Genomic DNA, 26,849 nt, shown 5'->3' with positions numbered 1-26,849 from the left:
CGGGCGCCTCAGACCGATGTTCTCGGCACTGTGCGCTGCCAGTCACGGCGATGGACTTCCTTGTCATCTTCCCAGGCGATCTGCTCGGCTTCGAGATAGAAGTTCTCGGCGTCGCAGCGCATGCGATAGTGACTCTCGACACGGATGTCGAACTGGCCCGGGGTGGTATCGCCCAGGGCACTGTCACGCCCGTGTTGATCGCGTCCGGCGTGGTAATGCCAGACGATCTCGGCACGCGTGCGATCCGCATCTTCCGGATGCGCGGTATAGCGCTCGGTGCAGCGATGCTCGACACGCATGCCTGTGTCCTCGAAGGTCATCGCCCCCATGTCGTCCTCGACGATGGTGGTGATTTCGCCGCTGGCCACGTCCTCGACCACGCTGCGGCTGGGCTTGGCAGCGCGTTGCTCACTGATATTGGCCGGTTGTGCGGACTCCGGTGCCTCGAAGGGGGTGTCGACAGCCACGCCAGTGAAGACCGGCAGCGCGAGTGACTGCAGGCCCGGTTGCAAGGTCAGTGCCGCACGCCTGGCCGCCGGCCACACCATCGGGAAGTTGGCTGTCGCGAGTGCCACACGCAGACGGTGGCCGGCTGGAATCCGGTAGCCCGCCATGTCCAGTTCAAGCGCCACCTCGATGGGCTCGCCCGGCACCAGTGTCTGGGGATTGTCATGATCGCGCAGGTTGAGGTTGAGTACGCCGTAGGTGATGCGCGCGACCTGACCATCCGGCTGCACGTCACTCAGGCGCACTGCCAGCTGGCCGCAAGTCTGGTCACTGGCCAGTGTCAGCGTGACCCTGGGCTTGCCGAGGATATCCAGCGGCGCATCGAGCGGTTCACTGTCAAAGCACACGGCCAGCGCATCATCGAGACGCTGATCGGCCGGCAGGTCAGGCCCGAACCAGATGGCGCAATACTCGCCCTGATGACGACCAGCGGTGAGGGGAGAATCCACCACGACCGGCCTGGACAGTGCTTGCTGGCCCTGACGTGTGTCGTCGCTCAGGCCTGATTCGCTCAGGGACATCTCGTGCATCTCGACATCGCTGGCGGGCCAGCCATCGGTCTGCACCCAGCGCCCCGGACGCTCGGCATACATCGTCTTCGGCGGCAGGGAGTCCTGCACGTAGAAGGTTGCGGACGGCTCGTCCATCACGCCGTTTTCCTTGCCTTTCAGCCAGTGGTCCCACCAGCGCAGCGCTTCCTGCAGGAAGCCGATGGCCGGATTGGGCACCGCGAAGTGCGGATACTTGTGAATCCACGGGCCGATCAGCGCCTTGCGCGGGCAGCTCAGGTTTTCCATCATCCGCCCGACGGTGTTCTTGTAGGCATCTCCCCAGCCACCGATGGCATAGACCGCCGCTTCGATGTCGGCGTAATTGGTGTTGATGGAGCCCTGCTTCCAGTACGCATCGCGGTGCTGATGCGACAGCCAGGTCTCGGCCAGCAGCGGCATCTCGTCGAGACGCTCCTGCCACATGGCGCGCCACTCATCACCCACCAGACGCGGGTCCGGCGGTGCCGCGGAGAAGCTCAGCATGGTGGCGGCCCAGGCCAGGTTCTCGTTGAGCAGGCAGCCACCCTTGTAGTGGATGTCGTCGGTGTAGCGATCATCGGTGGAGCAGAGGGTGATGATGGCCTTGAGTGGCTCGGGCCGGTGCGCGGCCAGCTGCAGCGAATTGAAGCCGCCCCAGGAGATGCCCATCATGCCGAGCTTGCCGCTGCACCACGGCTGATTGGCGATCCACTCGATCACCTCCAGCGCATCGGACTGCTCCAGTGGCAGATATTCATCCTCCATCAGCCCTTGTGATTCGCCGTTGCCGCGCATGTCGACGCGCACCGAGGCGTAGCCGTGGCCCGCGAAGTAGGGGTGGGTGAGGGCATCACGCGCGATGGTGCCGTCACTCTTGCGGTAGGGCAGGTATTCGAGGATGGCCGGCACCGGCGCCTGCTCCGCGTCTTCCGGCAGCCAGATTCTGGCGGCCAGCTGGGTGCCGTCCGAGAGCGGAATCAGCGTGTGCTCGATCTCGCGGACGCGATGGGGGAAGTCGGTCTTGACGCGCATTCACGTATCCTTGTGTCGTCGGGGCGATGGACGGATGCCTTGTCTCGGGATTACTGCTTGTCACGGGAGTGCTGCTTGTCACGGGAGTACTGCTTGCCGCTGGCCGCGACGCAGGAAATCAGAAGTCGGAAGTCGATGCTGGCGCATGCCGTCAAACGCCGCAAGGCGCCGTGGAGGGAAATCCACGGCGCCTTGCGGCGTCATGCGGGGAGGGAGCAAGGATGCATGGCATTTCAAGGCCATGCATCCCGTTAACCACTGCTTGTCTTGAGTGCTGCCCTGCTGACAGGCACACGATCACATCTGGCTACTCCAGACTTGCCCCATAGCCGAAGCTGGCGGCGGGCTCGGCTGCCGTCTCGACCCACACGCTCTTCACTTCGCTGTATTCGCGCAGCGCATCCAGCCCTGAGGAGCGGCCATAGCCGCTTTCACCGTAGCCGCCGAAGGGCGAGCTGACGTGAATGGTCTTGTAGCCATTGACCCAGAAGGTGCCGGCACGCACCTGACGTGCCACGCGGTGGGCGCGACCGACGTCGCGCGTCCAGACGGCACCGGCCAGCCCGAAGCGACTGTCGTTGGCGATGCGGATGGCGTCGGCTTCCTCCTCGAAGGGAATGGCGACCACGACCGGGCCGAAGATCTCTTCCTGCGCGCAGGCCATGGCGTTGTCACCCAGCAGTACCGTCGGCGCGACATGATAGCCGCCGGTGTCTGGAATGGGCTCTGCTGAGCCATCGGCGAGACGCGCGCCGTCCTCGATGGCGCCGGCAAGCATCGACGTCACATGCTGGTATTGCTTCGCGTTGTTGATCGGGCCGATCTGGGTCGCCGGGTCCTGCGGGTCACCGAGGGTGAATTGCGTGGCGGCCTCGGCCAGCGCAGTGGTGAACTTGTCGAAGATCGAGGCCTGCACCAGCAGGCGCGAGCCGGATACGCAGCTCTGACCGGCGCCGGAGAAGATGGCCGCCTGGGCGCCGCGCAGGGCCACCTCGAGATCGGCATCCTCGAACACGATGTTGGCGGACTTGCCGCCCAGCTCCAGCACGCAGGGGATGCAGCGCTGCGCCGCGGCGGTGGCGATGTGGCGGCCGGTGGCGGGTGAGCCGACGAATACCACCTTGCGAATGTCGCCCTCGGCGATCAGCGCCTGGCCGATGCTATGGCCGTAGCCGGCGATGACATTGACCAGCCCGCGCGGCACACCGGCGCGCTCGATCAACACGCCCAGCGCCAGCGAGGACAGCGCCGTCAGCTCCGAGGGTTTGAGAATCACCGCATTGCCGGCGGTGATGGCCGGGGCGATCTGCCAGCCGGCGGTGAAGATGGGGGCATTCCATGGCGTGATCTGCAGCACGGTGCCCAGCGGCTCGTAGGTGACGTAGTTGAGGTGCGAGGTCGGGACAGGAATCACCTCGCCATGCAGCTTGTCGGCCCAGCCCGCGTAGTACTCGAACATCTCGGCGACCTTGGCCACCTCGACCCGCGCATCGCGAATCGGCTTGTTGGCAGTCAGCGCCTCCAGTTCGGCCAGGGTGTCGGCCTGTTCTCGGACCAGGCTGCCTATGCGGTAGATGGCGCGCCCGCGGGCCTGGGCGGTCAGGGCGGCCCATTGCTGCTGGGCCTCGCGGCTGGCGGCATTGGCAAGCGCTACCTGAGAGATGTCGGCATCCGGGAAGGACAGCATCAGGCTGTCATCCTGGGCGTTGCGCACCTCGATGCTCTCACCGCTACCTTTGATGAACTCGCCACCGATCAGGCTGCTGACGACAAGATCGTCGTCATGAGATTGGCTGCTGTCCTGAAACGCCTGCATCAGTTCGGCGATACGCTGAGTCGTTGAGAATGCCGGGGTCATGTCGTGGGTCAGCATGGCTTATGCTCCGTGGCCGAAGAGAGTCGGGTCAGTGCGTTGCACGATGGCGCAGAAATCCTCGCTGTCATCCAGCGTCGCGCGGCTCTCGTTCCATAGCTGAGCGACGGCGTTGGCGAGGGGCAGTTCCATCCCGAGCTGTTGCGCCAGCTCACTGGCCAGCCCGACATCCTTGCGCATCAGGCCCATGGTGAAGCCGGAATCGTAGGACTTGTTGATCACCCAGTTGGGGAACATCACCTGGCTCGCGCCACTGCGCCCGGATCCCGCATTCACGCCTTCCAGCAACTTCTCGGGGGAGACGCCCGCTCTGGCGGCCATGGCAACGGCTTCCGCCGTGCTGATCAGGTGGCAGGCAGCCAGCATATTGTTGGCGATCTTGGCCACATTGCCCGCTCCACAGCGACCGACATGCACTCGGCTGCCGCTCATGGCCTCAAGCACCGGCATGGCGCGTGCCAGCACCTCATCCTCGGCGCCGATCACCATCGACATGCTGCCGCTCGCGGCGCCCTTGGGGCCGCCGGACACCGGGGCGTCGATGAAGTCGATACCACACGTCGCCAGCGCCGCCGCCACCTTGCGGCTGGTCTCGGGAGTCGAGGTGGTGGTGTCGATCACGATCAGCCCCGGCCTGGCCAGGGCCAGCAGGCTTTCGGCCTGGTGGTCGTCTGCTGCATCGCTGACTGGCGCATCTTCGCCGCCCAGACACAGGCGTTCGACATGCTCGGCCTTGGGCAGCGAGAGGATCACCACATCGCTCTTCGCGAGCAGGTCGGTGAGGGAGTTGACTGGCGTGACGCCTGCCGTAGCCGCCTTGTCACGCGCAGCCTGAGAGAGATCGAACCCGAGGACGGGGAAGTCATGACGGGCGAGAGTCGCGGCCATGCCGCCGCCCATGTTGCCCAATCCGATGACACCGACGGTTGTTGTCATTGTGGCGTTCCTGTCGTGGTGAAAGGGGGAGTACTACCCGGTGACTCGAGTATGGACAGCGCTTCTGTGTTCCAGCAATAATCCCGAACTCACTTTAATGTTGCCTTCAAGGCAATGCTGGGGGCGTGATGAGTCTGGTGCAGGATCGACGTATCAGTCATTTCCATGAGGCTGCCAGACTCGGTAGCGTGCGTGCGGCGGCGGATTTCCTGAATGTGGCGCCTTCCGCGGTCAGTCGACAGATCACCCAGCTGGAGCATGAGCTGGGCATGCCGCTGCTTGAGCGCCATCGTCGCGGGGTCAAGCCGACGGAGGCGGGGGAACGGGTGCTGGAGTATTACCGGCAGCGTCTGGCCCAGCAGGAGGTTCTGCTCGAGTCGTTGCAGTCATTGAAGGGGCTGCAGAGTGGCTCGCTGGTGCTGGCGATCGGTGAGGGGTTCATCGAGGGGCTGGCGGGGCCATTGAGTCGTTTCTCCGCGTGCTATCCGGGTATCGAGCTCAAGGTGAATCTGTGCGGGACCAATGAAGTGATCCGGCAGGTGGTCGAGGACGAGGCGCATCTGGGGCTGGTGTTTCACCCGACTCGCGATCCGAAGATTCGCACGCACGTCTCGCGGCCGCAGCCGGTGTGTGCGGTGGTCAATCCGCAGCATGTCTTGGTTCGACAGTTCAGGGCTCAACAGTTCGGGGCTCAGGAAGGCTCAAGCCGGGCGGCAGGCAAGGCCGAGCCACTGTCGCTGGCGGCGCTGGCCAGTCACTCCCTGGCCCTGCCGGAGGTGTCATTCGGCATCCGCCAGATCGTGGCCCAGGCCGAACATCAGGCCGGAGTGATGCTGAGCCCGACCCTGACCTGCAACGCCCTCGCCATGCTCAAGCAATTCGCGCTGCATGGCGGCGTGACCCTGCTGCCGGAATTCGTGGTCTCCGAGGAAGTCGCCGCCGGCCGGCTGTGTCGAATCCCGCTGCAGGAAGCCCAGTTCGTCACGCCGCATGTGCAGTTGATCAGCCGACTGGGCCGTCAGTTGAGCGATGGCGCCAGTCGGCTGTCGAGCCTGTTGCAACAGGACATGACGGCCTTCAGCCCGTCGGAGGGGGGCTCAGTCGGTCAATCGCGCTGACGGTGAGGGATTCAGTACAGAATTGGCGCGCAGGCGTTCGGCGGCAAAATCCAGAAAGGTGCGTACCTTGGCCACCGCGCCGCGCCCCTCGCTGTGCAACAGGTGGATCGGCAGCGGCGGTGGCTCCAGCTCCTCCAGTACGGCCTGCAGGCGACCCGCGGCGAGATCCTCGCCGACCTGATAGGACAGCACACGGGTGATGCCCCAACCACTGCGGGCCGCCTCGATGCAGGCGGCAATGCTGCTCATCGTTAGCCGGGGGCTCACTCGTATGGTGTGTTCTCCTGCGTGGCCGAAGCGCCACTCCTTGCTGGCATTCATGTTGCTCGAGGCAACGATGCGCAGTCCGGCCAAGGCCTCCAGCGAGTCCGGCGTGCCCTCGCGGGCGAAATAGCTCGGTGAGCCACACACCACGCGCCGTACGCTGCCGACTCTCAGTGCCGAAAGCCCCGAGGACGGCAGGGAACCGATACGCACGGCGATATCGAAGCCTTCCTCGATCATGTTGACCACGCGGTCCACCATGACCACCTCGGCGCGCATCTCGGGGTAGCGTTCGAGGTATTCCATCAGCAGTGGCATCACATGGAGACGGCCGAATTCGGTGGGACAGGTGATGCGCAATACGCCAGTGGGGCGTGTCGCGGCGCCGCTGACACCATCCTCCGCTGCCTGGAGCTCCGCCAGGATGCGCCGTGCATCCGCCAGATACCGCTCACCGATCTCGGTCAGGCGCACGCGACGTGTGGTGCGCGTGAACAGACGTGCGCCCAGGCGGGCTTCCAGGGCATTGATTCCGCGTGTCACCGAGGGGGCGCTCATGCCCAGCGCCCGGCTGCCTGCCGCGAAGCTTTCGGCATCCGCCACGGCCACGAAGACCTCAAGTGTCTGCAGTCGGTCCATCTATGGCTCCTCATGGCGTCGATTATTGTCATTATCTGGAATGATCAATTGTGTCTGCTGAGGATTCTATCAGCCAGATGAGGAGAGTAGTGTGGGGATGTGTTTGATCACCCCAACCGCTGGAGCCTCTTTCATGTCAGCCAATCTGCCCCGCCATCCCTTGCCACCGTTCACGCCAGACACTGCGACACACAAGGTGCGTCTTGCCGAAGATGGCTGGAACAGCCGTGATCCCGAAAAGGTAGCGCTGGCGTATTCGCCGGACACCCGTTGGCGCAATCGCGCCGAATTCGTGACCGGCCGTGATGAGGTGGTGGCCTTCCTGACCCGCAAGTGGGCAAGCGAGCTCGACTATCGCCTGATCAAGGAGCTGTGGGCCAGCGCAGGGAATCGGATCGCCGTGCGTTACGCCTATGAATATCGCAATGACAGCGGCCAGTGGTTTCGCGCCTACGGCAATGAGAACTGGCAGTTTGATGAGCAGGGCCTGATGACCCATCGCCACGCCAGCATCAATGAGCACCCCATCGCGCAGAGCGAGCGCAAGTTCCATTGGCCATTGGGGCGCCGACCGGATGACCACCCCGGGTTGAGCGATTTCGGCTTCTGAGTCGTCATCGCCAGCCACGTTTCCTGCAGCGCACTGCGCTTTGCCGCTCTCGGCTCTTTCCTCTTTGCTTTTTCCTCACATTGTCAGGTGAATCATGAACCCACGCCTTGCTGCCGCGTCAGCGCCCATCCGTCTGTTCCGCAATCCGAAGTCCGGCCACTGTCACCGCGTCGAGCTGATGCTGGCGCTGTTGGACATCCCCTATGAGACGGTGGACCTCGACATGGCTAACGGCGCGCACAAGGCGCCCGACTTTCTCAGGATCAGTCCGTTCGGGCAGGTGCCGGCCATCGAGGACAATGGCGTCTTCCTGAGTGATTCCAACGCCATCCTCGTCTATCTGGCCCAGCGCTATGACGGCGAACGACGCTTCATGCCCAGCGACGCCCTGGCAGCGGCCCAAGTGCAACGCTGGCTCTCGGTCGCGGCCGGCGAGATTGCCGCTGGCCCCTGCACGGCACGTCTGGTGACCGTCTTCGGTGCCCCCTTTGACCACGAGCAGGCCATCGCCCGCGCGCATGCCCTGTTCGTCGTCATGGAGTCCCATCTGGATCAGCGGCAATACCTGGTGGAGGAGCGCCTGACGTTGGCCGACATCGCGGGTTACAGCTACATCGCGCATGCCCCGGAGGGGGGTGTCAGCCTGAGCCCTTATCCCGCCATTCGTGGCTGGCTTGCGCGTATCGAAGCCGAGGCGGGCTTCGTGGGCATGGCGACGAGCCCGGTACTGGCCTGAGCCCCACCGTCATTCTGAGGGTTTGTCCATGAATGAGCATCGGCAGGTATTTCATGCAGGTGAGCGACGTGTCCAGGCACGCGCAGGCGTGCCGGAGCATTATCTCGAGCAGGTCGCCCCCTACGTGCGCGACCGGATGCCTGAGCAGCATGTCGCGTTCTTCGCGAGTCTGCCGGTGCTGTTCATGGGCGTGCCTGACAGCGACGGCTGGCCGTGGGCGGTGGTGAGCCTTGCGCCGCCCGGGCAGCTTTGCAATGCCACGCCCGCTGAGCTGCAGGTGCATGCACGACCGGCGCTGGGGGAATTGCTGGGGCTGGATTTCACTCCCGGTACCAGGGTCGGCGTGCTGGGGCTGGATCTGGCCAGTCGGCGGCGCAATCGCCTGAATGGCACCCTGCTTGCCCCTGAAGCGGTGGCGGGCATGGCGCCCGATGGGCTGCGGATCGGGGTCGATCAGAGCTTCGGCAACTGTCCGCAATACATCCAGCAACGTGAGATCGACTGGGCTGCCGAGCAGGCGAAAGCGCTGGTCAGCCGCGAGGTGGCACTCAATGACGAGGCGACATGGAGCGATGAAGAGGCGCGCGCCTTGCTGGCCCAGGCGGACACCTTCTTCATCGCGACCCGCGCAGGTGAGCTGGACGATGCTGCGCCCAACGGCGTGGATGTCTCGCATCGTGGCGGCAGGCCAGGCTTTCTGCACCTGAATGCCGACGGCAGCCTGTCGTTTCCCGATTTTGCCGGCAATCGCTTCTTCAACACCCTGGGCAATATCGAGCTGGATTCCCGCGTCAGTCTGTTGATTCCCGACTTCATCACGGGCGAGGCGTTGGTGCTCAAGGGGCATGCCCGGGTCGACTGGAACCCCCAGCGGGCAGCGCTGGTCGCGGGCGCCGAGCGCATCGTGGATGTGGTGCCGGAGCAGGTACTGCATGTCGAGCATGCCTTACCGGCGCAGGGGCGTCTGATCGAACTCTCGCCGTCGCTTGAGCAGACCGGTGACTGGCCGGCCCCTGACGAGGCGCCCGTACCCTTGCGTCGTCTGCGCGTCATCGACAAGGTGCGCGAAAGTGACTCGATCACCTCCTTTTATCTGGCGCCATGGCCGCTAGCGGGGCAGGAGCGCGAACCGGCGGAAATCGACGCCTATCACCCCGGCCAGTTTCTGACCCTGCGTCTGGCCTCCACGCCACGCAAGCCCTTGTCCTGCGGCGAGATCGCGGTGATGCGTAGCTACAGCATTTCGCAGGCCTGGCGGGCGGGACAGAGTGCCTATCGCATCTCGGTACGCCGCGACCCCAAGGGACTTGCCTCACGACTGCTGCATGATGAATTCGCGGTGGGCGATGTGCTGGAAGCGACACCCCCGGCGGGGGATTTCGTGTTGCAGGACTTGCCAGCACCTTGCGTGCTGCTGTCATCCGGCGTCGGCATCACGCCGATGATCGCCATGCTGGAGGCCTTGATACAGCAGGCAGAAGCGGGGCATCCGCCGCTCGGCGAAGTGGTCTTCCTGCATGCTGCGCGTAATGGGCGTGAGCTGGCATTTCTCGACACGCTGGAGCGCTGGTCGCGCGCCCATGCGTGGCTGCATCTGCATATCGCCTTGTCGCGCCCGAGTGCGGCGGATCTCGTGGCCGGGCGGCATCAATCTGTGGGCAGATTGGAGCTGGTGAGTCTGGCGGGCAGCCTGCCGGACCTTGCCTCCAGCCATGTCTATCTGTGTGGTTCCGAGGGCTTCATGCGCGAGCAATATGCTTCCTTGCTGGCGCTGGGGTTACCGCGGGAGCGACTGCATCACGAATTCTTCGGGCGTGGTTCGCTGGAGGACGGGGAGGCAACCTCGGTTGCGCTATCGTCAGACTTCCAGGCGAGCTTGCCGGAGCGCACTCGGGTCACCTTCACGCCTCGCGTGGCACCCGGGCAGCCATCGGCCAGTGCTGCGGGAATCACACGACAGTGGACACCCGTACAGGGCAGTCTGCTTGAGCTGGCCGAGCAGTCAGGCGTGAATACCCTGTCCAGTTGCCGTGCCGGGCGCTGTGGCAGCTGCGCATTGCGACTGCTCGAGGGTGAGGTCAAGTATCCCGAGCCGCCACAGGCCAGCGTGGCTCAGGGACAGGTTTTGATGTGCTGTGCCTATCCGGCCAATGATCAGCCGCTGGTCATCCAGACGCTTTGAGCTGCGTCATCGGGTGTGAATGGCTCGGCGTGAATGGCTCGGCGTGAATGGCTCGGCGTGAATGGCTCGGCGTGAATGGCTCGGTGCGAATGACTGGACATGAATGACTCGGCGCGGCTGACAAGCTTGAGGAGAATCAGTGAGATAGCGATAGATCAGTTCATGGTCCTGACAAGTGGCTGGCGGTATAGTACGAAGCGTGTGTCATTTATCCGAGCCTGTCGCAGCTTGTTGCCCGCTCGGCATCACAGACAAGGATTTTCACGATGGCTTCATTTCGTATTCTGACGCATCCCGAGCACGGGACGCGTGCCGTCAAGATCGGCTGGTCATGGCCGGCGTTCTTCTTCGGCCTGTTCTGGGCGCTCTACAAGCGCATGTGGCTGCTGGCGGCCAGTCTGTTCGGCTTCATCGTGCTCAGCTCGGTCTTCATTCCGGCGACGCAGGGAGGGCAGCTGATCTCCAATATCCTGTTCCTGGGCCTCAACTTGACCATCAGCCTCAAGGGCAACCTGTGGTACGCGAGCCTGCTGGAAACCCAGGGCTATCAAGAGCAGGCCCAGGTCTCGGCGCGCAATCCCGATGATGCGCTCGCCGTGTACGCCAATTCGCAAAAGGCCTCTGCTGCCGATATCCGCGATCATGAACAAGGCGGCGCTCGCTCTCAGGATCAGGACCCTTGGGGCGATCAGCGTGACGAGCGGGAGACCGAGCGTGAGCGCAAGGATGGCAGGGGTGACAGAGTTGAAAGAGATGAAAAAGATGATGACGACAACGGCGATGGTGGCTCCAGTGGCAAGGGCGGCGGCAACGCCACGGGCACCTTCATCGGCTAAGGGCCGGACCGGGAAGAGATGAGACGATGAACCTTCAAGGACGATTGACGCGCTGGAACGATGACAAGGGCTTTGGCTTCATCACCCCGGCGTCGGGTGGCAAGGATGTCTTTGCCCATATCAGCGCCTACCAGGGGCGCGGGCGACCCAAGGCCAGCGCGCAGGTGCATTATCAGTTGGGCATGGATGACAACAACCGCCCACGTGCCACCCGCTTTCGCACCAATGGGGCCGGAGCTTCGAGTACGTCCGCTGGGGTCATGTTCGCGTGGCTGATGGCGTTGGTCGTCGCGGTCGTTCTCGGGGCGGGATGGCAGCAAGGGCATCTGCCGTGGATGTTGCCTGCAGCGTATCTGGGCATGAGTCTGGTGGCGTATCTGGCCTATCGAGTCGACAAGCAAGCGGCCACACAGGGTGAGTGGCGCGTAGCCGAGAGCACCTTGCACCTGATGGAGCTGCTGTGTGGCTGGCCGGGCGCGCTGATCGCCCAGCAAAGCCTGCGCCACAAGACGCGCAAGACAAGCTACCGGTTCGTGTTCTGGTGTGCGGTACTGCTCAATATCGCCGCCGTGAGCTGGCTGACTATCTCGCCGGATGCCGCGACCCTTCGTGACCTGCTCGGCTTTCCCGTCATGGCAGGCGAGGCCACGATCAGATGGTCATGAGCGGATGATTGAGCGGCGTTATCGAGCGCATGACAACGACAAAGGGGGCCTATCAAAGGCCCCCTTTGTCGTTTTTGCTCACTAGCGATAGCCATCAGAACGGTGCGAAATCATCCTGATCGGCGCTCGAGGCGACCCAGCGGTCTCTGGCCGGTATCGCCCGGCGTTGCGCGCCCTTTGGCGGTATCTGGCCTCGCTCACCATACAGCCACAGCACCAGGTTGGAGCGCTGGCCGCTGGTGATCGGCTGCGCGGCATGCGGCACATTGCCGCGATGCAGCATGGCCGAGCCGGGCGTGAACGAGAAGCGCACTGCGTCGCCGCTCGCGGCGTCCAGAACGTCCAGTTCAGAGCCCTCGAAGGTCTCGTCGGGCAGGTTCATGTTGATGTTGAGAGTCACGGACGAGGCGTCGGTATGCGGCCGAATCGAGGCGTCCGTGGTGGGCTGATAGTGGATCGAGAAGCCGAAGGACTGGCTGTCGTAGCCGATGATTTCCGGGAACAGCAGCCGCGAGATCGGGCGCATGTAGGTGTCCAGCAGCTGCTGATAGAACGCCTGGAAACTCGGTGCCGCCAGATAGCCCTCTGAGCGACGGTCGAGCATGGCGCCGCGTCGATTGAGCACGATGCCGTAGGGCGGGCGCAGCGGAATGCCGGCGTCCCATGCCTGTTCCAGCATGTTGCGCAGATCAGCAATTCGCTCGACATCGAAGAGCTGGAACTGATAGACGTCAGTGGCGACTTCTGTCATCAGCGCCTTGACGTCCGTCTCGCGCTCGGGATTTTCCCACGCCTGCTTGACGGCAGTGCGCAGCGCCTCGTCGATCAGTCCACTGTCGAGGATGGCGAGGTCGTCTTGCTCGACGGCTTCCCATTCACGCCAGGCGTCACTCAGCAGCTGACGATGGCTGTCCCAGAATTGCTGGACGGAGGGGGCGCGCCGCAGCATGGCCTCGCGGGAAGGAAGTTCGAGCTCGCGGGCCTGCTGTAGTCGAGTGGAATGCAATACAGAGTGGGTCATGGGGTGTCTGCTCCAGAAACTTGCGACATAAGGCTGCCGTTTCGGCGATGTTGGGCAATTTATTACGCCGTGCCTTGTTGATAAACAGGCCCCTGGAGTAAACACATTCAATATTCTGTTGATGATCTCCACACGACAGCAGGCCCGCACACAATGCGGGCCTGCTGTCGTTTGCCAGAGTGATACGAGGCGTGTTGTCAGCTCATCAAGCCGTCGACTACACCCAGGCCGTGGAAGGCGATCATGCCGATGATGCCAGCGAAGATCACGTAGTAGAGCGTCGGCAGGATCGTCTTGCGAAGCGTGACGCCTTCGCGACCCAGGAGGCCGACGGTGGCCGAGGCGGCTACCACGTTGTGGATGGCGATCATGTTGCCGGCAGCCGCGCCGACCGCCTGGAGGGCGACCATCATGGCGCTGGAGATGCCCAGAGCCTGGGCGACGTTGAACTGGAAATCGGCCAGCATCAGGTTGGAGACGGTGTTGGAGCCGGCGATGAAGGCCCCGAGGGCGCCGACACTCGGCGCGAACAGCGGGTAGATATCGCCCACGCTATCGGCGATGAACTGCGCCATCGCCACCGGCATCGACACCAGGTCCGCCTCGTTGACGCCGGAGTTGATCAGGATACGCACCATCGGAATCGTGAACAGCAGCACGAAGCCTGCGCCGAGAATGGTGCGGCTGGATTCGCTGACGGCAGCACTGACGTCTCGCATGCGCATGCGGTGCAGCACGATGGTCAGCAGTACCACGACCACCAGAATACCGCCGGGCAGGTACAAGGGCTGCAGGCTGCCGGAGATGTCAGCCTCCCCGAGAATGCCGCTCCAGCCGAAGCTCCATGAGGTCAGCGCTTCCTTGATCGGCGCGATGACGCGCGACATCACCAGCAGCACCGCGAGCAGCACATACGGCAGCCACCCCATGCCGACCGAGAGCGGCTTGCGGCCCTCGACGGACTCAAGTGTCATGTCCAGCTTGCCGATCCACTCCGCCGGCCAGCTGTCAGCGGTCGGGAAGTCCCAGGTCCGGCTGGGCAGCAGAAAGCCCTTGCGCGCCGCGGGTACCACGATGGCGAGCCCCACCATGGCGCCGATCATCGACGGAAATTCCGGCCCCAGCAGCATGCCGGCCAATACGTAAGGCACCACGAAGCAGACACCGGCGAACAGCGCGAAGGGGGCGACTTCCAGCCCTTCACGCCAGGAGCGATTGGCACCGAAGAAGCGCACCATCACCGCGACCATGATCAACGGCATGCAGATCCCGATGATGCCGTGGGTGATGGCGACCTCAGAGGTCACCAGCTGGAAGTAGGCCTCCCAGCTCGAGCCATTTGCGGCCAGTGTCTCGCTGACACCGGCCTTGTCGAGGCCACCGGAGACCCCGACCACGATCGGCGTGCCGACCGCACCGAAGGAGACCGGCGTCGATTGCACCATCATACCCACCACGACCGCCGCCAATGCCGGGAAGCCCAGCGCCACCATCAAGGGGGCGGCGACGGCGGCAGGGGTGCCGAAGCCGGAGGCACCTTCGATGAAGCAGCCGAACAGCCAGGCGACGATGATGGCCTGTACGCGGCGGTCCGGGCTGATGCCGGAGAAACCGTTGCGTATCGCGGCAATGCCACCGGAATGCTTGAGGGTATTGAGCAGCAGCAGGGCGCCGAAGATGATCCACAGGATCGCGACCGTCAGTATCAGCCCTTGGAGTGATGAGGCCAGGACACGAGTGAAGGTCATGTCCCAGGCCAGCAGGGCGATCAGTGCAGTGACCACGAAGACGATGGGCATGGCGAGGCGGGCGGCCATGCGAAAGCCGATCAACAGCACCCCGGCGAGCAGCAATGGCACAAAGGCCAATAGTGCCAATAGCGACTGATTCATGTGCAGCACTCTCCCTATGTTGCGTGGCGCCCCATGTTGCGTGGCGAACGTCGTTTTATAAGACTTTGTTGTTGGTGGGTGCGTGGTTATGTCGCACCTGACGCTAGCTCAAGGTAAGAGAGTCCATTTGTTTCTGCTACTTGAGGTCATCTGGTATTACCAGTGATGACTCTGTGGTTTATTTGCGCCAACTCATTGATAGTCAATGCCTCTGTGAGGTGTCGCAGCCCCCTCATCACGCGCAGCAGGTCAGTTTATTAGACTAAAAGGCGGCAGTTTACCGGGTGAGAGGCGTCTGCTTCCTGAGCGTGACAGGAAGGGCGTCCGGCCAATGACATCTGCATGTCACGCGCTTCACGTGCCCCAAGTGCCCCAAGTGCCCCAAGTGCCCCAAGTGCCCCAATAGAAGGAGGAATGGCGAACAAGAAGCTGGTCGGGTGGGATTGTCTTGCGCGCCATAAGGGCGGGCTCACGTCTTGCTGGCTTGCGTGAATCCCATCTTCCTGGTGGTCGTCATTGTCTCGAGATGATGGGCGAAGTGGAGACCTATTCAGGCAAGGATATATCCCTGGATTATTCAAGAAGTCGCGCTCGATTCAGTGGCAAGTCACTTGTAGTCGTCATGTCTGTCATGCATTGGCGACAGGTTTTCAAGTTTATCTTTCGTTGGCTGATTGAGGATAACAATTGGATACCATTTAAATAAAAGAAAGTACAAATAAGCCGGCTGTGTATATTTACAGGCTCCGGCCGTGTCTTGATACGCTGTCTTTCCTCAATCAATCACGTCTATGGAGAGCGCATGGCACAATGGGGCACGTTGTTGGTCATTCTGGCAGCCTTCCAGTGGGGGATTACCGGTGGGCTGGGGAGCCAGTTGATGTCGTGGGGCTGGCAGACCGAAGTCATTTCGATCTGGCGCGCCCTGATAGGATTCATCTGCATGTTGGGCTGGATGTTTCTACTGGGCTATCACAAGCGCCCGGCCGACTCCACGCGCGGTCTGTTGGTGTGGTCATTGCTGGCGGGGTTAGGGGTCGCTGGTAACTTCATGTTCTATTTCAAGAGTGTCAATGAAAGCAGTGTCGCGGTGGCTGCTACGCTGATGTATAGCGCACCCATCTTTGTCTATATCGCCTCTTTCCTGGCACGGGTCGAGAAGCCGACGCCGACCAAGTTGGCATCGATCGTGGTGGTGATGATCGGCATCGTATTGCTGACAGGTGTGCTGCAATCCGGTTCTGCTTCTGTCACTACGTCAGGTATCGTCTTTGGCTTGTTGGCGGGCGTGTCTTACGCCGTGTTCATCTTCGCCTTCAAGTCCGCTTCGCGGCATGGCAGTGTGCCGGGCATCCTGGCTATTGCGTTGGGCTTGAGCACCTTGATCATGGTGCCGTTCACGGACATGGGGCAGGCGATTGCGGTGCCCTTCGCCGATGAGTGGTGGGTCTTCATCCTGTTCGGGCTGGTGGGCGGTGGCCTGTCCTTCTATTGCTATGTCTTCGGGCTGCGGCATAGCTTGCCCTCGGTCGCCTCCATCGTCGCCATGATCGAGCCGATCACCGCCACTCTGTACGGCCTATTGATTCTGGGGCAGGGGCTGAGTGCCATGCAGGTAGGCGGCATGGTGCTGATTCTGCTCGCGATCACGGTGCTGAGCCTGGCGCAGAATCGCCCGGATGTGCTGCTGCGCATGCCGCTCGGGCTGCGCAAGGCCAGGCCGAAAGATTCGCAGTCGAATCAGGCGGAACAGGCAAATAGATGAAGCCTTTTGAGCTCTGAACCAGCGCCTTCACTCTGCTTGTGATCGTGATGAATGCAATGCCGCGCGGTACACGATGCGCGAGTCTCGAGGGCAATAGCGAAGGGATGAAGGGGCCTGAAGCACGACAACGCCTCGTCAGCATGGCTGGCGAGGCGTTGTCGTGTTGTGACGTGTATGACGTCGAGTGGTGCCAGTGCGTGCTGGATCTGCCTCGCTGTCAGCTATCGCTGAGCACGGCGGCAAGTTCTGGGCTCGGGCGACTGGCGTTGACGAAGAAGTCATTCATCGTCAACAGCAGGTACTTCTTCATCATGTTCTGGGCCGGCAGGAAGATGCGATCTCCGAAGTCGAAGTTGCCTGCCTGGTGCGGCACGGAGTCCTGAACGGCGTAATCCTTGCTGAACAGCAACTGCTCGTTCTTGTCGTAGAGACGATACTGGACATCGAAATCGGCAATGATATCGAAATCCTCGTTGGCGACACCGAAGGTCAGCAGATTCTTGGTCAGGTTCTGGGCGATCAGGTAATCAAGATAGACAGGGCCACGATTCTCATGGGCCTGGATTTCCACCTGCAGGCGGTAGTCGCTGGCACGTGCATCATGGGTAATGCGCGAAGACGCGGGCAATTGCTCACGCAGCAATTGATTGAAGTGGGTCATTGCTGGTGAACAGGCGCGCGACAGCTTGGTGTTGCCCAGTGGTTGCATGGCCTGTTGGGCTGCGCCGGAAAACAGGTTGGCCTGTGGCTGACTGTAATAGACGTCGGAATAGAACACCTTGTGCTGGTAGGCCTGCGCCTCCACCGGCGTGACCTTCGGGACATCGATCTGCGCGCGCGACACACAGCCGGCCATCACCATGAGGGCAATGCCCGCGCTAGCGAGTTTCATCAATGGCATGGGCATTCGAGTGACGGGCATATGACGAATTCTCGGGCGTGGCGAAGTTGTCGCTCACCGTAACATGCGCATGTCACAAGGCTAAACACGGGCCAGACAACGCCTTTCAACTATTGTTAACTTTTGTTGAATATTGTTGCATTTGTATATGTGAAGACTCGCAAGAGGCGCCAGCTCAATCGAACCAGCGCTTGAGTGTCGTCTCCGCGCGCGCGGAATGTTCCGGCTTGATATGCGCGGCGACGATGGCGACGGCACCCGCCATCAGCGTCAGGTCATCGGTGTAGCCAAGCAGCGGTGTGAAGTCGGGCAGACCATCGATGGGCGAGATGAAATAGCCCAGCGCCCCATAGATGGTGGTGCGCGCCCAGAGAGGCGTATCGGGGTCCTGGGCGGCGAAATACATGCGAAATGCGGGGTTGAGCACGCGCTTGCCGGCCTTTCTGGCGGCGCCGCTCACCTTGCGCCAGAAGCCGGCCTCCGAGTAGTCCTCGGCATGGGCGTCGAGGGCCTCCTGGTGTGGACGGCTGCCATCGCCCGTCTGCGCTAGTGCATCCGGTGCTGGCAGCCTGAGTGTCTCAGGCGGCTCGGCGGCGATGATGGTCTCATTCGTCATGGCGCTGTCTCCGTCATCTGAAGGTGTCGGCAATGGCTGCCAGCCTCATATCCTGCGCTTTGGGCCTTACTCTACCATGTGACTTTGTGCGGGTTGCGTCGTTCAAAGAATCCTTCCGTGAGTCACTTCGGGAATCGCTCCGTGTGTCGTTCTGTGGAGCGCTTTGTGAGCCGCTCCGTGCTGGCAATGACAGACAGAAAGACGCCGCCTCCTCACCCGTATCGACCGGGCAAGGAGGCGGCGTCTTTTTTGGCCATCAGGAATTGGTCAGCATCAACGGCTCAGGCGGGCAGGTCGAACAGCAGGGCATGCAGCCGGTGGGCCTCGCTCAGCGCGAGCCGTGATACCTGATCCAGCGTCACGGCGTCGCCTGCGCCCAGCGAGACACCTTGCGCATCACTCGTGCTCAAGCGCGTGGTCCCGTCGATCACGTGCAGATAGTAGCGGCGTTCGGTGTCCAGCGGCAGTTCCAGTGCTGTGCGCTGCTCGTCATCCCCTTGCAGGCCGATGCGATACATCCGGGCATCCTGATTGATGGTCAGCACCCCAGGCGCGGCTTGCGCCGGTGGTGCGATCAACAGGGTCAGGCCGTCGCGGGCGGCGAAGGGCTGCTGCTGATAGCGCGGCGGCAGCCCCTTGGCCTGTGGCGTGATCCAGATCTGCAGAAAGCGCAGTGGCTCGCGCGACGAGGCGTTGTACTCACTGTGCTCGATGCCCGTCCCGGCACTCATCAGCTGGACTTCGCCGACCCCCAGGGTGTGCCGTGAGCCCATGCTGTCGCGGTGCTCGATGCTGCCTGACAGCACATAGCTGATGATTTCCATGTCACTGTGCGAGTGCGGATCGAAACCTGCGCCCGGCGCCACGCGGTCATCGTTGATCACGCGCAGCACGGAGACGCCCATGTGAGCCGGGTCGTAGTAGCTGGCGAAGGAGAAACTGTGGCGGCTCTCCAGCCAGGCGAACCTGGCATGGCCGCGCGCATTGCCGGGACGTAACGTGAGCATGGCAACCTCCTGAGACTGTGCGGGCGCGCATTGAGTGATGAATAGCCAGCCTTCAGCAGGCTTATGAATCGTGCCTGGCCGGGCTCAGCAGACGGTCGAGTGACAGCTTGCCGCCGCCGGTGATCACCAGGCTCGCCGCGATGGTCAGTAGTGCCAGCGCATATTCGTAACCGTTGTTGCTCGCGAACAGACCATTGCCGATATGCACGGTCAGGATGGCGACCAGCATGGTGAAGGCCAGCACGGCAGCCGCCGGACGTGTCAGCAGGCCGATCAGGATCGCCAGTCCGCCGAAGAACTCGCCGCTGCCGGACAGCAGCGCCATCAGGTAGCCGGGTTCGATGCCGATGGAGGCCATCCACTGACCGGTGCCTTCCAGGCCGTAGCCGCCGAAGGCGCCGAACAGTTTCTGTGAGCCGTGGGCCATGAAGATGATGCCGGTCGGGACCCGCAGCACCAGGCTTGCGAGGCTGGAATCGGTGGTCATCAGGCGAGAGAGGGCAGACTTGAACATGTGTGGCTCCATTGATCAGAGGATATGAGGTTTTTCAGATCAGTGTCTTTGATCGATGGAGCTACTATAGAATGGGGCTTATCAAAAAAATAACGGAGGATTCTGGTCTCAATGATCAGAATTTTTGAATCATGGTCTCACCCATCACACTCGACGCCTTGCGCGTGCTGGATGCCATCGAGCGGCGTGGCAGTTTCGCCGCGGCCGCCGAGACGCTGCATCGCGTGCCCTCGGCGATTTCCTATTCGGTCCAGAAGCTGGAGGAAGAGCTGGGCGTGCCGCTGTTCGATCGCTCGCGGCGCAAGGCCGAGCTGACCGATGCGGGCCACCTGGTGCTGGCGCATGGACGGCGCATTCTGCTGGCCACCGAGGAGATGACGGCGCTGGCGCGTCAGGCGGGAGCGGGCTGGGAGGTCGAGCTGCGCATCTGCGTCGATACCATTCTTGATCCGGAGGCGCTCTATCCGCTGTTGGAGGAATTCCAGGCCATCCAGCCGCGCACGCGGGTGGTGTTGAGCGAGGAGGTGATGGCGGGTGCCTGGGATGCGCTGCATGACAATCGCTGTGATCTGGTGATCGGCGCGCCCGGCGAGCCACCGGTGTCGGGTCTTGCGTGCCGGCGGTTCGGCGCAATAGAACCGGTCTTCGCTGTGGCGGCAGATCATCCGCTGACCCGGCTGGCGCAGCCGATTGCCATCGAGGCGCTGCAGGAGTATCCCACCGTGATCGTGGCGGACAGTTCGCGCAGTCTGCCCGGCCATTCTTCCGGCTTGCTGGATGGCCGCAGCCAGATCATCGTCAAGACCACGGCGCAGAAGATCGAGGTTCAGCGCAAGGGGCTGGGAGTCGGCTATCTGCCGCGGCATCGAATCCATCGCCAGCTGGAGGAGGGCAGTCTGGCACTGCTGCAGCTGGAGACGGCGCGCGCGCCGATCGATCTCTCGCTCGCCTGGCGCAGTGGCCGTCAGGGCAAGGCGCTCAAATGGTTCCTCGAGCGCCTTGCCGCCCCCGGCATGGGTGAGGCCTTCGGGCTGTTGCCGCGCGAGGCGGCGACTGACTTGCGTGGAGACTGAACCGAGCAGACGCCCTCAGCCCCAGTCGAGCACCACCTTGCCCGACTGACCGGAGCCCATGATCTCGAAGCCCTGCTGGAAGTCTTCGACGCTCAGTCGATGGGTGATGATGGGCGAGAGATCCAGCCCTGACTGGATCAGGCTGGCCATCTTGTACCAGGTCTCGAACATCTCGCGGCCGTAGATACCCTTGATGGTCAGCCCCTTGAAGATGACCTTGGTCCAGTCGATGGCCATCTCGCCGGGCGGAATGCCCAGCATGGCGATCTTGCCGCCATGATTGATGACATCGAGCATCTGCTCGACGGCGGAAGGCACGCCGGACATTTCCAGCACCACATCGAAGCCCTCATGCATGTCGAGCTCCGCCATCACCTCCTTCAGGGATTCGCGGCTGACATTGACGGTGCGGGTCGCGCCCATCTGCTCGGCCAGTGCCAGTCGATAGTCATTCACGTCGGTGATCACCACGTGGCGAGCCCCGATATGGCGGATGACCGCTGCCGCCATGATGCCGATGGGCCCGGCGCCGGTGATCAACACATCTTCGCCGACCACATCGAACGCCAGCGCCGTATGCACGGCATTGCCGAAGGGGTCGAAGATGGCTGCCATGTCATCGCTGATCTCATCCGGTAACTTGAAGAGGTTGTAGGCGGGCAGGGCGAGATATTCGGCGAAGGCGCCGGGGCGGTTGACGCCCACGCCCTCGGTATTGCGACACAGATGGCGACGCCCCGCGCGGCAGTTGCGGCAATGGCCACAGGTGATGTGCCCTTCGCCCGAGACACGGTCACCGATCTCGTAGCCGCGCACCTCGCTGCCCAGTGCGACGATCTCCCCCGCATACTCATGACCGGTGACCATCGGCACCGGCACGGTCGCCTGCGACCACTCATCCCATTGATAGATGTGCATGTCCGTGCCGCAGATCGCGGTCTTGCGGATCTTGATCAGCACATCGTTGTGGCCGATTTCCGGCACGGCCGTCTCGGTCATCCAGATGCCGGGTTCGGGCTTGAGCTTGGCCAGCGCCTTCATGCATCACCTCCCGTCGTGGAGTCGATCACGCCCATCTCGCGGCCGATGCGCGTGAAGGCGGCAATGGCCGTCTCGATCTGCTCCGGAGTATGCGCCGCCGAGATCTGGGTGCGAATGCGCGCCTGTCCCTTGGGCACCACCGGATAGGAAAACCCGATCACGTAGATGCCGGCCTCCAGCAGGCGATTGGCGAAGTCGCCCGCCAGGCGTGCATCGCCGATCATCACCGGAATGATGGCGTGACCGGCACCCGCGAGGGTGAAGCCGGCCTCCTGCATGCCACGACGGAAGCGTTCGACGTTCTCCCAAAGTTGATGGCGCGCCTCGGCGCTGTCCTCGACCTTGTCCAGCGCCTTGAGGGTCGCCGCCACGATGGGCGGTGCCAGCGAGTTGGAGAACAGATAAGGGCGCGAGCGCTGGCGCAGCCACTCGACGATAGGCCCGCGCGCGGCCGTCACCCCGCCCGAGGCACCACCCAGCGCCTTGCCGAAGGTGGTGGTGATGATGTCGATCTGGTCCATTACGTCATGGTATTCGTGGCTGCCACGCCCGTTGGCCCCCACGAAGCCGGTGGCGTGGGAGTCATCCACCATCACCAGCGCGTCGTAGCGTCTGGCGAGCTCGCAGATGCCCTTGAGGTTGGCGATCACGCCATCCATCGAGAAGACACCATCGGTGGCGATCAGCTTGAAGCGTGCACCGGCGGCATCCGCTTGCTGGAGGCGGGCCTCGAGTTCGCGCATGTCATTGTTGGCATAGCGATAGCGGCTGGCCTTGCACAGGCGCACGCCATCGATGATTGAGGCGTGATTGAGCGCATCGGAAATGATGGCGTCCTCAGGGCCGAAGAGTGTCTCGAACAGGCCGCCATTGGCGTCGAAACACGAGGAATAGAGGATGGCATCGTCCATGCCGAGAAAGGCTGCGAGGCGTTTTTCCAGCACGCGATGCTGATGATGAGTGCCGCAAATGAAGCGCACCGAGGCCATGCCGAAGCCGTCACGCTCCAGCGCCTGTTGCGCGGCCGCGATCAGCTCGGGGCTATCGGCCAGGCCCAGATAGTTGTTGGCGCAGAAGTTGATCACCTCCGACCCTTGCCCCTCGTGTTCATCACCGCCCGCGACCCGCAGGCTGGCACGCTGGGGCGAGGTGATCTCGCGCTCCTGCTTGTAGAGACCTTCTTCATGCAGCTCATTGATCTGACGGCTGAGGTGGTCGTGGAAACTGGCTGGCATGCGTCGCTCCTGTCTGTCGTGGTCCTGTTCGCTTCCGATGGACGCTGAACGCCTGCGGGAAACGTGATGGCACAGGCTTTCAGCGTAGTCGGGGTCTGTCAGCGGTGTGGTGCGGATCGTGCGCTCAGCTGGCCGGACGCTCCTTGAGTTCGTTGCCATCCTCGTCTTCAAAGGTCAGCCCCCAGCTGGTGACGGCGGCCAGCAGCATGATGGCCACGAGGAACCAGCCCTGGAAGACAAACGGGAAGACGGCGGTCGGCGAGACGGAGGGCAGCCAATCATAGGTGCCCTGCATGGACTGGATCGTCGACCAGCCCAGCAGTACCGGTGCACCCCAAGGGAAGATGTAGCCCAGCGCAGAGGTCACGGCGTCCAGCATGTTGGCGCGGCGATAGCGATGGATGCGGTAGCGGGTGCCCAGCGCACGCACGAAGGGCGCGGCCGCGATCTCGGCGGCGGTATTGATGGTGATCGCGCTGTTGAGCAGCGCCACGATGCCCCAGATGGCCACTTCGGCGCGGCGCATCGATTGCTTGATCCAGCGCATCAGCAGGCGCGTGACATGCTCCATGGTGCCGCCGAGGGTCATCAGGTGGGCGGCACCGACGATCAGCAGGATCAGGATGCCCATGTTGACGTAACCTTCGACGCCGCGAACCAATGCGCCAGTCATGACGCCATCGGCCTCGGCATCGAAGGCGATGATCTGTGGCAGGCTGCCGGTGCCGGCGATCAGCATGACAGGAATGGCGAGCAGGATGCCCCAGGTCAGAGAGGTCAGCAGGTGCTGTCCACGCAGTGCCAGTATCAGCACCAGTGCAAAGGGCGCCAGCATGATCAGGCCCGCTGGATCGGCGGCCTCCTGCATCGATTAAACCGCCGCGGGGTCGGTGATGCCGCCTTGCTCGCTGCCGCCGAAGATCACGAACAGCGCCAACGCCGGCAAGGCTGCCGCAATCGAGTACTTGAAGCGGCTTTTCACCACGCCGGGGACATCCGCGCCCTGGGTCGTGGCGGAGACGATGGTGGTGTCCGACACCGGGGCCAGGTTATCGCCGAAGATGGCACCGGACAGAATTGCGGCAAACAGCAGGGTGGGGTCACCGCCCACCGCGATGCCGGCCGGATACATCAGCGTGCAGAAGGCGACCGTGGTGCCGTAACCAGTACCGACAGCGGTCGAGAACACGGCTGCGAGCAGGAAGGTGAGCCCGACGAACCAGCCGCCGGTCATGTCCGAGATGCCGCCCAGCCAGACGAGCCCTTCGACCAGTCCCCCGACCTGCAGAACCTGAGCGAACATCCCGGCATAGAACCAGGCGACGATGGCGACCACCCCGATGGGCTGCGTCAGCCCATCGAACAGCCCGTTGGCATAGTCCTCCCAGCGACTGGTGCAGAAGAACAGGCCGAGGGTCAGCCCGAACAGTGCCCCCATGACCAGGCCGATTTCAGAGGACAGCCCCAGCACGCTGGTCGTGATTGCCCAGACGACAAAGAAGATCAACGGGATGGCGGCGCCCCAGGCACCGAAGCGGAATGTCAGCGAAGGGGAGTCAGGCGCTGCGTGTGAGGCGTCATTGGGCGGGTGAGCAGCGTTCTGCTGCCCATGATCCTGCTGGGAAGTCGGGGACATGTCATTACCTGTCTACGTCATTGTGATTGTTGGGTGACGACTTGAGGCAGGCGCTGGGCAAGACGATCTTCCGCATGGCAAGGCACTTGCTTCACCTTGCATCGGATTGCACTCGGCACATGCCTGAGCGCAATGGCGATGTCCGCATGGCCTTGTCAGCAATACAAACGCCAGCAAGGCTTGTGGATGTTTGATGTCTTGCCAGCATGAAGCGCTGAAAATCCAGCGTTCTGCCAGTCATTTCAGCCTATCAGTGTGTGCTGATGGACTGTCAATGCGGCGAAGGCGCAAGACGTGTCGTTCGTGGCGGGTAGCGAAAAAAGGTGTTCATCAGACGTGACACGGCCCTGCACCTCATTCGAGGGCAGGGCCGTTGTTTTGGATAGATCGCGTTGGACAGATTGCGTTGTCATGCATCGCGTCGGTACACGCTGCAACGCCTCTCACGCCATGGCGGTTCAGCGCTGGGTGAGTGGCGCCGGTGCCGGGATGGCGCGGGTGGCGCGATCACGGCGTACGCGGATCACGAAGGCGATCACCAGCGCGAAGATACCGAAGGCGACCGGGATGGCGGCGACCGAGATCAGGCTCAGCAGGGTCTTGTAGACATCGCCGCCCAGCCAGCTGACCACGACAGCCAGTGCCGCCATGGAGACGATCCAGAAGGCTCGTGAGCGTTTGACGGTCAGCATCTCGCACACCAGGCCCGCGGAGTCGGCGCTGGTGATGAAGAACAGCAGGATGTTGAGTGTCAGGATCAGAGACAGCAGACCGCTGCTGTCGATGGTGTCGATCAACACGAAGACGTCATCGACGCCCAGGCTCAGGCTGCCGAGCCCGAAGACCACGAACCACAGGCATGAGAACAGGGTCGGCACCAGCATCACGCCCAGCACCATGCCACGCAGGGTACGGCCCTTGGAAATGCGGGCGATGAAGACGCCGGTGAAGATGAACCAGCCATACCAGGCCGCCTCGAAGGCATACAGCCAGTCTGCCAGCCATGTCTTGCGTTCTGGGTCGCCCAGGCCGATATCGGTGGCCATCGCGGGGTACTTGAGCAGGTATTCCGGCACCAGGCGCACGAAGGTGGAGAGGATATCGTCGGGCACGGTCAGCACCAGCACGCCGAGCATCAGGATGATCGCGAACAGGGTGTTGTAGTTGCTCAGCCACTTGATGCCGCGCTTGAGGCCCGAGGCGGAGGAGATGATGGCGCACACGGCCAGCACGCAGATGATCAGGGTCGGGCTGAACTCGATGCCGACCAGCTTGACCAGCCCCTGCTGGATCGGGGTGGTGGCGTAGGTGAAGGACAGCGACAGGCCAATGACGGTGGAAACGACGAGGCTGATCAGGTTCAGCTTGCTCCACAGGCCGTTGCCCAGTAGTTCTTCGGCGGGCTTGGCCATCTTCATGTTGTACATGGCGTGGGCGAAGAGCGCGCCGATGGCCAGATAACCGGCCCAGGCCAGCAGGCCCCAGTGATTGAAGGCGTTGAGCAGCGCCATGTCGGTGCTCAGGCCGGCATCGGTGTGATATTTGGGTTCCAGCACGCCCCAGGTAAGCAGGCCGATGCCCATGCCGGTGGCGAACAGCATGCCCATCCAGCTCAGGGTATGGAATTCAGGGTCGCCTTCGCCGAAGCGCAGCTTGCCCAGTGGGGTAAAGCAGACCGCGACCAGCAGCAGCGAGACGGCAAAGGCCGGCCAGGTGAACAGGAAGCCGAAGTTGCCGATCACCGAGCCCTTGATCAGATCGAGACTGGCCAGAAATCCTTCGGGAAACAGGGCGGCGGCAGCGATCAGCAGCGCGATCACGCAGACGGTCGCGATCGAGGTCAGGTATTGCTCCTTGCCACAGGCCGAGTTTCCCAGTCCGCAGATGTCGTCAGCGGAGTGCGCGTTCTGTTGTTCAGGCGCGGATTGATCAGAAGCAGGCTGTGCAGAGGGCGAGTGGTGGGTCATTGTGCGAGTCCTGATGTTGTTATTGTCGTGGCAGGCAACGTGATGCGGGGATGAGATGACGCGTTGAAGAGGCCGATGCTGAGCTCCTGTGAATGGCAAGGACCTCATAAGACTATCCGTACTGGGTAAGCAGTTTTGGATATGCACGACAACTAATTGGCTTGTTGCGACATGGGGGCCCACTCCAGCGCGATATCGGCAGGCGCAAGCGTGATGTGATGCCCAACGCGACTCGCCGAGCCGCCCCTGTGAC

At 62.7% G+C, this 26,849-nt stretch carries 23 protein-coding genes; 8 read left to right on the top strand and 15 right to left on the bottom strand.

Annotation, left to right across the window (positions count from 1 at the left end; genetic code table 11):
* Positions 1-8: 8 nt before the first annotated feature.
* The 3 genes from U0O11_RS10230 to U0O11_RS10220 form a co-directional block, all read right to left on the bottom strand.
* Positions 9-2,069 carry a CocE/NonD family hydrolase gene (locus tag U0O11_RS10230; protein WP_324689771.1) on the bottom strand — a complete coding sequence of 687 codons (2,061 nt, stop codon included), beginning with the start codon at positions 2,067-2,069 and terminating at the stop codon, positions 9-11.
* Positions 2,070-2,376: 307 nt separating this feature from the next.
* Positions 2,377-3,942, bottom strand: a complete 1,566-nt coding sequence (locus tag U0O11_RS10225; protein ID WP_324689769.1) for an aldehyde dehydrogenase family protein — start codon at positions 3,940-3,942, stop codon at positions 2,377-2,379.
* A gap of 3 nt (positions 3,943-3,945) precedes the next feature.
* On the bottom strand, positions 3,946-4,878 hold the full coding sequence (locus U0O11_RS10220; RefSeq protein ID WP_324689767.1) for an NAD(P)-dependent oxidoreductase: 933 nt from the start codon (positions 4,876-4,878) through the stop codon (positions 3,946-3,948).
* A gap of 128 nt (positions 4,879-5,006) precedes the next feature.
* Here U0O11_RS10220 and U0O11_RS10215 point away from each other — a divergent pair, with 128 nt between their 5' ends.
* Positions 5,007-5,996: a LysR family transcriptional regulator gene (locus U0O11_RS10215; RefSeq protein ID WP_324689766.1), complete on the top strand. Its 990-nt coding sequence runs from the start codon at positions 5,007-5,009 to the stop codon at positions 5,994-5,996.
* On the opposite strand, the gene U0O11_RS10210 is transcribed toward U0O11_RS10215, so the two are convergent.
* On the bottom strand, positions 5,976-6,899 hold the full coding sequence (locus U0O11_RS10210) for a LysR substrate-binding domain-containing protein (RefSeq protein ID WP_324689763.1): 924 nt from the start codon (positions 6,897-6,899) through the stop codon (positions 5,976-5,978). The genes U0O11_RS10215 and U0O11_RS10210 overlap by 21 nt on opposite strands.
* A gap of 133 nt (positions 6,900-7,032) precedes the next feature.
* Here U0O11_RS10210 and U0O11_RS10205 point away from each other — a divergent pair, with 133 nt between their 5' ends.
* From U0O11_RS10205 to U0O11_RS10185, 5 genes are all read left to right on the top strand, one after another.
* Entirely contained in the window at positions 7,033-7,509 is a 477-nt protein-coding gene (locus tag U0O11_RS10205; protein ID WP_324689761.1) for a nuclear transport factor 2 family protein, read from the top strand.
* A 94-nt stretch (positions 7,510-7,603) separates the two neighbouring features.
* Complete coding sequence (locus U0O11_RS10200; protein WP_324689759.1) at positions 7,604-8,245, top strand: glutathione S-transferase family protein; 642 nt, start codon at positions 7,604-7,606, stop codon at positions 8,243-8,245.
* A 28-nt stretch (positions 8,246-8,273) separates the two neighbouring features.
* Positions 8,274-10,427, top strand: a complete 2,154-nt coding sequence (locus U0O11_RS10195) for a 2Fe-2S iron-sulfur cluster-binding protein (protein WP_324689757.1) — start codon at positions 8,274-8,276, stop codon at positions 10,425-10,427.
* 266 nt (positions 10,428-10,693) lie between these two features.
* Positions 10,694-11,263, top strand: a complete 570-nt coding sequence (locus U0O11_RS10190; protein WP_324689755.1) for a DUF2628 domain-containing protein — start codon at positions 10,694-10,696, stop codon at positions 11,261-11,263.
* Between the two features lie 26 nt (positions 11,264-11,289).
* A complete protein-coding gene (locus U0O11_RS10185) occupies positions 11,290-11,928 on the top strand; it encodes a cold shock and DUF1294 domain-containing protein (protein ID WP_324689753.1) in 639 nt (212 codons plus the stop codon).
* Positions 11,929-12,022: 94 nt separating this feature from the next.
* Here the strand turns inward: U0O11_RS10185 and U0O11_RS10180 are convergent, their stop codons facing one another.
* The gene (locus U0O11_RS10180; RefSeq protein WP_324689752.1) at positions 12,023-12,949 is read right to left on the bottom strand and encodes a 2OG-Fe(II) oxygenase; all 927 of its coding nucleotides are present in this window, start codon (positions 12,947-12,949) and stop codon (positions 12,023-12,025) included.
* A gap of 197 nt (positions 12,950-13,146) precedes the next feature.
* Positions 13,147-14,841, bottom strand: coding sequence for an L-lactate permease (locus tag U0O11_RS10175; RefSeq protein ID WP_324689751.1), 1,695 nt, complete (start codon positions 14,839-14,841; stop codon positions 13,147-13,149).
* An 802-nt stretch (positions 14,842-15,643) separates the two neighbouring features.
* Here U0O11_RS10175 and U0O11_RS10170 point away from each other — a divergent pair.
* Positions 15,644-16,606, top strand: coding sequence for a DMT family transporter (locus tag U0O11_RS10170; RefSeq protein ID WP_324689749.1), 963 nt, complete (start codon positions 15,644-15,646; stop codon positions 16,604-16,606).
* 217 nt (positions 16,607-16,823) lie between these two features.
* On the opposite strand, the gene U0O11_RS10165 is transcribed toward U0O11_RS10170, so the two are convergent.
* From U0O11_RS10165 to U0O11_RS10150, 4 genes are all read right to left on the bottom strand, one after another.
* Entirely contained in the window at positions 16,824-17,507 is a 684-nt protein-coding gene (locus U0O11_RS10165; RefSeq protein WP_324689747.1) for a hypothetical protein, read from the bottom strand.
* A gap of 175 nt (positions 17,508-17,682) precedes the next feature.
* A complete protein-coding gene (locus U0O11_RS10160; protein WP_324689745.1) occupies positions 17,683-18,123 on the bottom strand; it encodes a YkvA family protein in 441 nt (146 codons plus the stop codon).
* Between the two features lie 281 nt (positions 18,124-18,404).
* Positions 18,405-19,130 carry a pirin family protein gene (locus U0O11_RS10155; RefSeq protein ID WP_324689743.1) on the bottom strand — a complete coding sequence of 242 codons (726 nt, stop codon included), beginning with the start codon at positions 19,128-19,130 and terminating at the stop codon, positions 18,405-18,407.
* 61 nt (positions 19,131-19,191) lie between these two features.
* On the bottom strand, positions 19,192-19,644 hold the full coding sequence (locus U0O11_RS10150; RefSeq protein WP_131432257.1) for a DoxX family protein: 453 nt from the start codon (positions 19,642-19,644) through the stop codon (positions 19,192-19,194).
* A gap of 131 nt (positions 19,645-19,775) precedes the next feature.
* Here U0O11_RS10150 and U0O11_RS10145 point away from each other — a divergent pair, with 131 nt between their 5' ends.
* On the top strand, positions 19,776-20,717 hold the full coding sequence (locus tag U0O11_RS10145; protein ID WP_324689740.1) for a LysR substrate-binding domain-containing protein: 942 nt from the start codon (positions 19,776-19,778) through the stop codon (positions 20,715-20,717).
* Between the two features lie 15 nt (positions 20,718-20,732).
* Here the strand turns inward: U0O11_RS10145 and tdh are convergent, their stop codons facing one another.
* The 5 genes from tdh to U0O11_RS10120 all read right to left on the bottom strand — a co-directional run bounded on the left by tdh (position 20,733) and on the right by U0O11_RS10120 (position 26,596).
* A complete protein-coding gene (tdh, locus tag U0O11_RS10140; protein ID WP_324689738.1) occupies positions 20,733-21,758 on the bottom strand; it encodes an L-threonine 3-dehydrogenase in 1,026 nt (341 codons plus the stop codon).
* Complete coding sequence (locus U0O11_RS10135; RefSeq protein ID WP_324689735.1) at positions 21,755-22,993, bottom strand: glycine C-acetyltransferase; 1,239 nt, start codon at positions 22,991-22,993, stop codon at positions 21,755-21,757. Before U0O11_RS10135 ends, tdh begins: the two co-directional genes overlap by 4 nt.
* 124 nt (positions 22,994-23,117) lie before the next feature.
* Positions 23,118-23,861 (bottom strand): Na+/H+ antiporter NhaC family protein, encoded by a 744-nt coding sequence (locus U0O11_RS10130; RefSeq protein ID WP_324689733.1) that lies wholly within the window; start codon positions 23,859-23,861, stop codon positions 23,118-23,120.
* Positions 23,862-23,864: 3 nt separating this feature from the next.
* Positions 23,865-24,629 carry a Na+/H+ antiporter NhaC family protein gene (locus U0O11_RS10125; protein WP_324689731.1) on the bottom strand — a complete coding sequence of 255 codons (765 nt, stop codon included), beginning with the start codon at positions 24,627-24,629 and terminating at the stop codon, positions 23,865-23,867.
* Positions 24,630-25,087: 458 nt separating this feature from the next.
* Complete coding sequence (locus tag U0O11_RS10120; protein ID WP_324689729.1) at positions 25,088-26,596, bottom strand: BCCT family transporter; 1,509 nt, start codon at positions 26,594-26,596, stop codon at positions 25,088-25,090.
* Positions 26,597-26,849 lie beyond the last annotated feature (253 nt).

The sequence above is a fragment of the Cobetia sp. D5 genome, assembly GCF_035666195.1.
Classification (GTDB): domain Bacteria; phylum Pseudomonadota; class Gammaproteobacteria; order Pseudomonadales; family Halomonadaceae; genus Cobetia; species Cobetia amphilecti.
The sequence above is the reverse complement of the archived record's forward strand: the minus strand, read 5'-3'. Positions and strand labels throughout refer to the sequence as shown.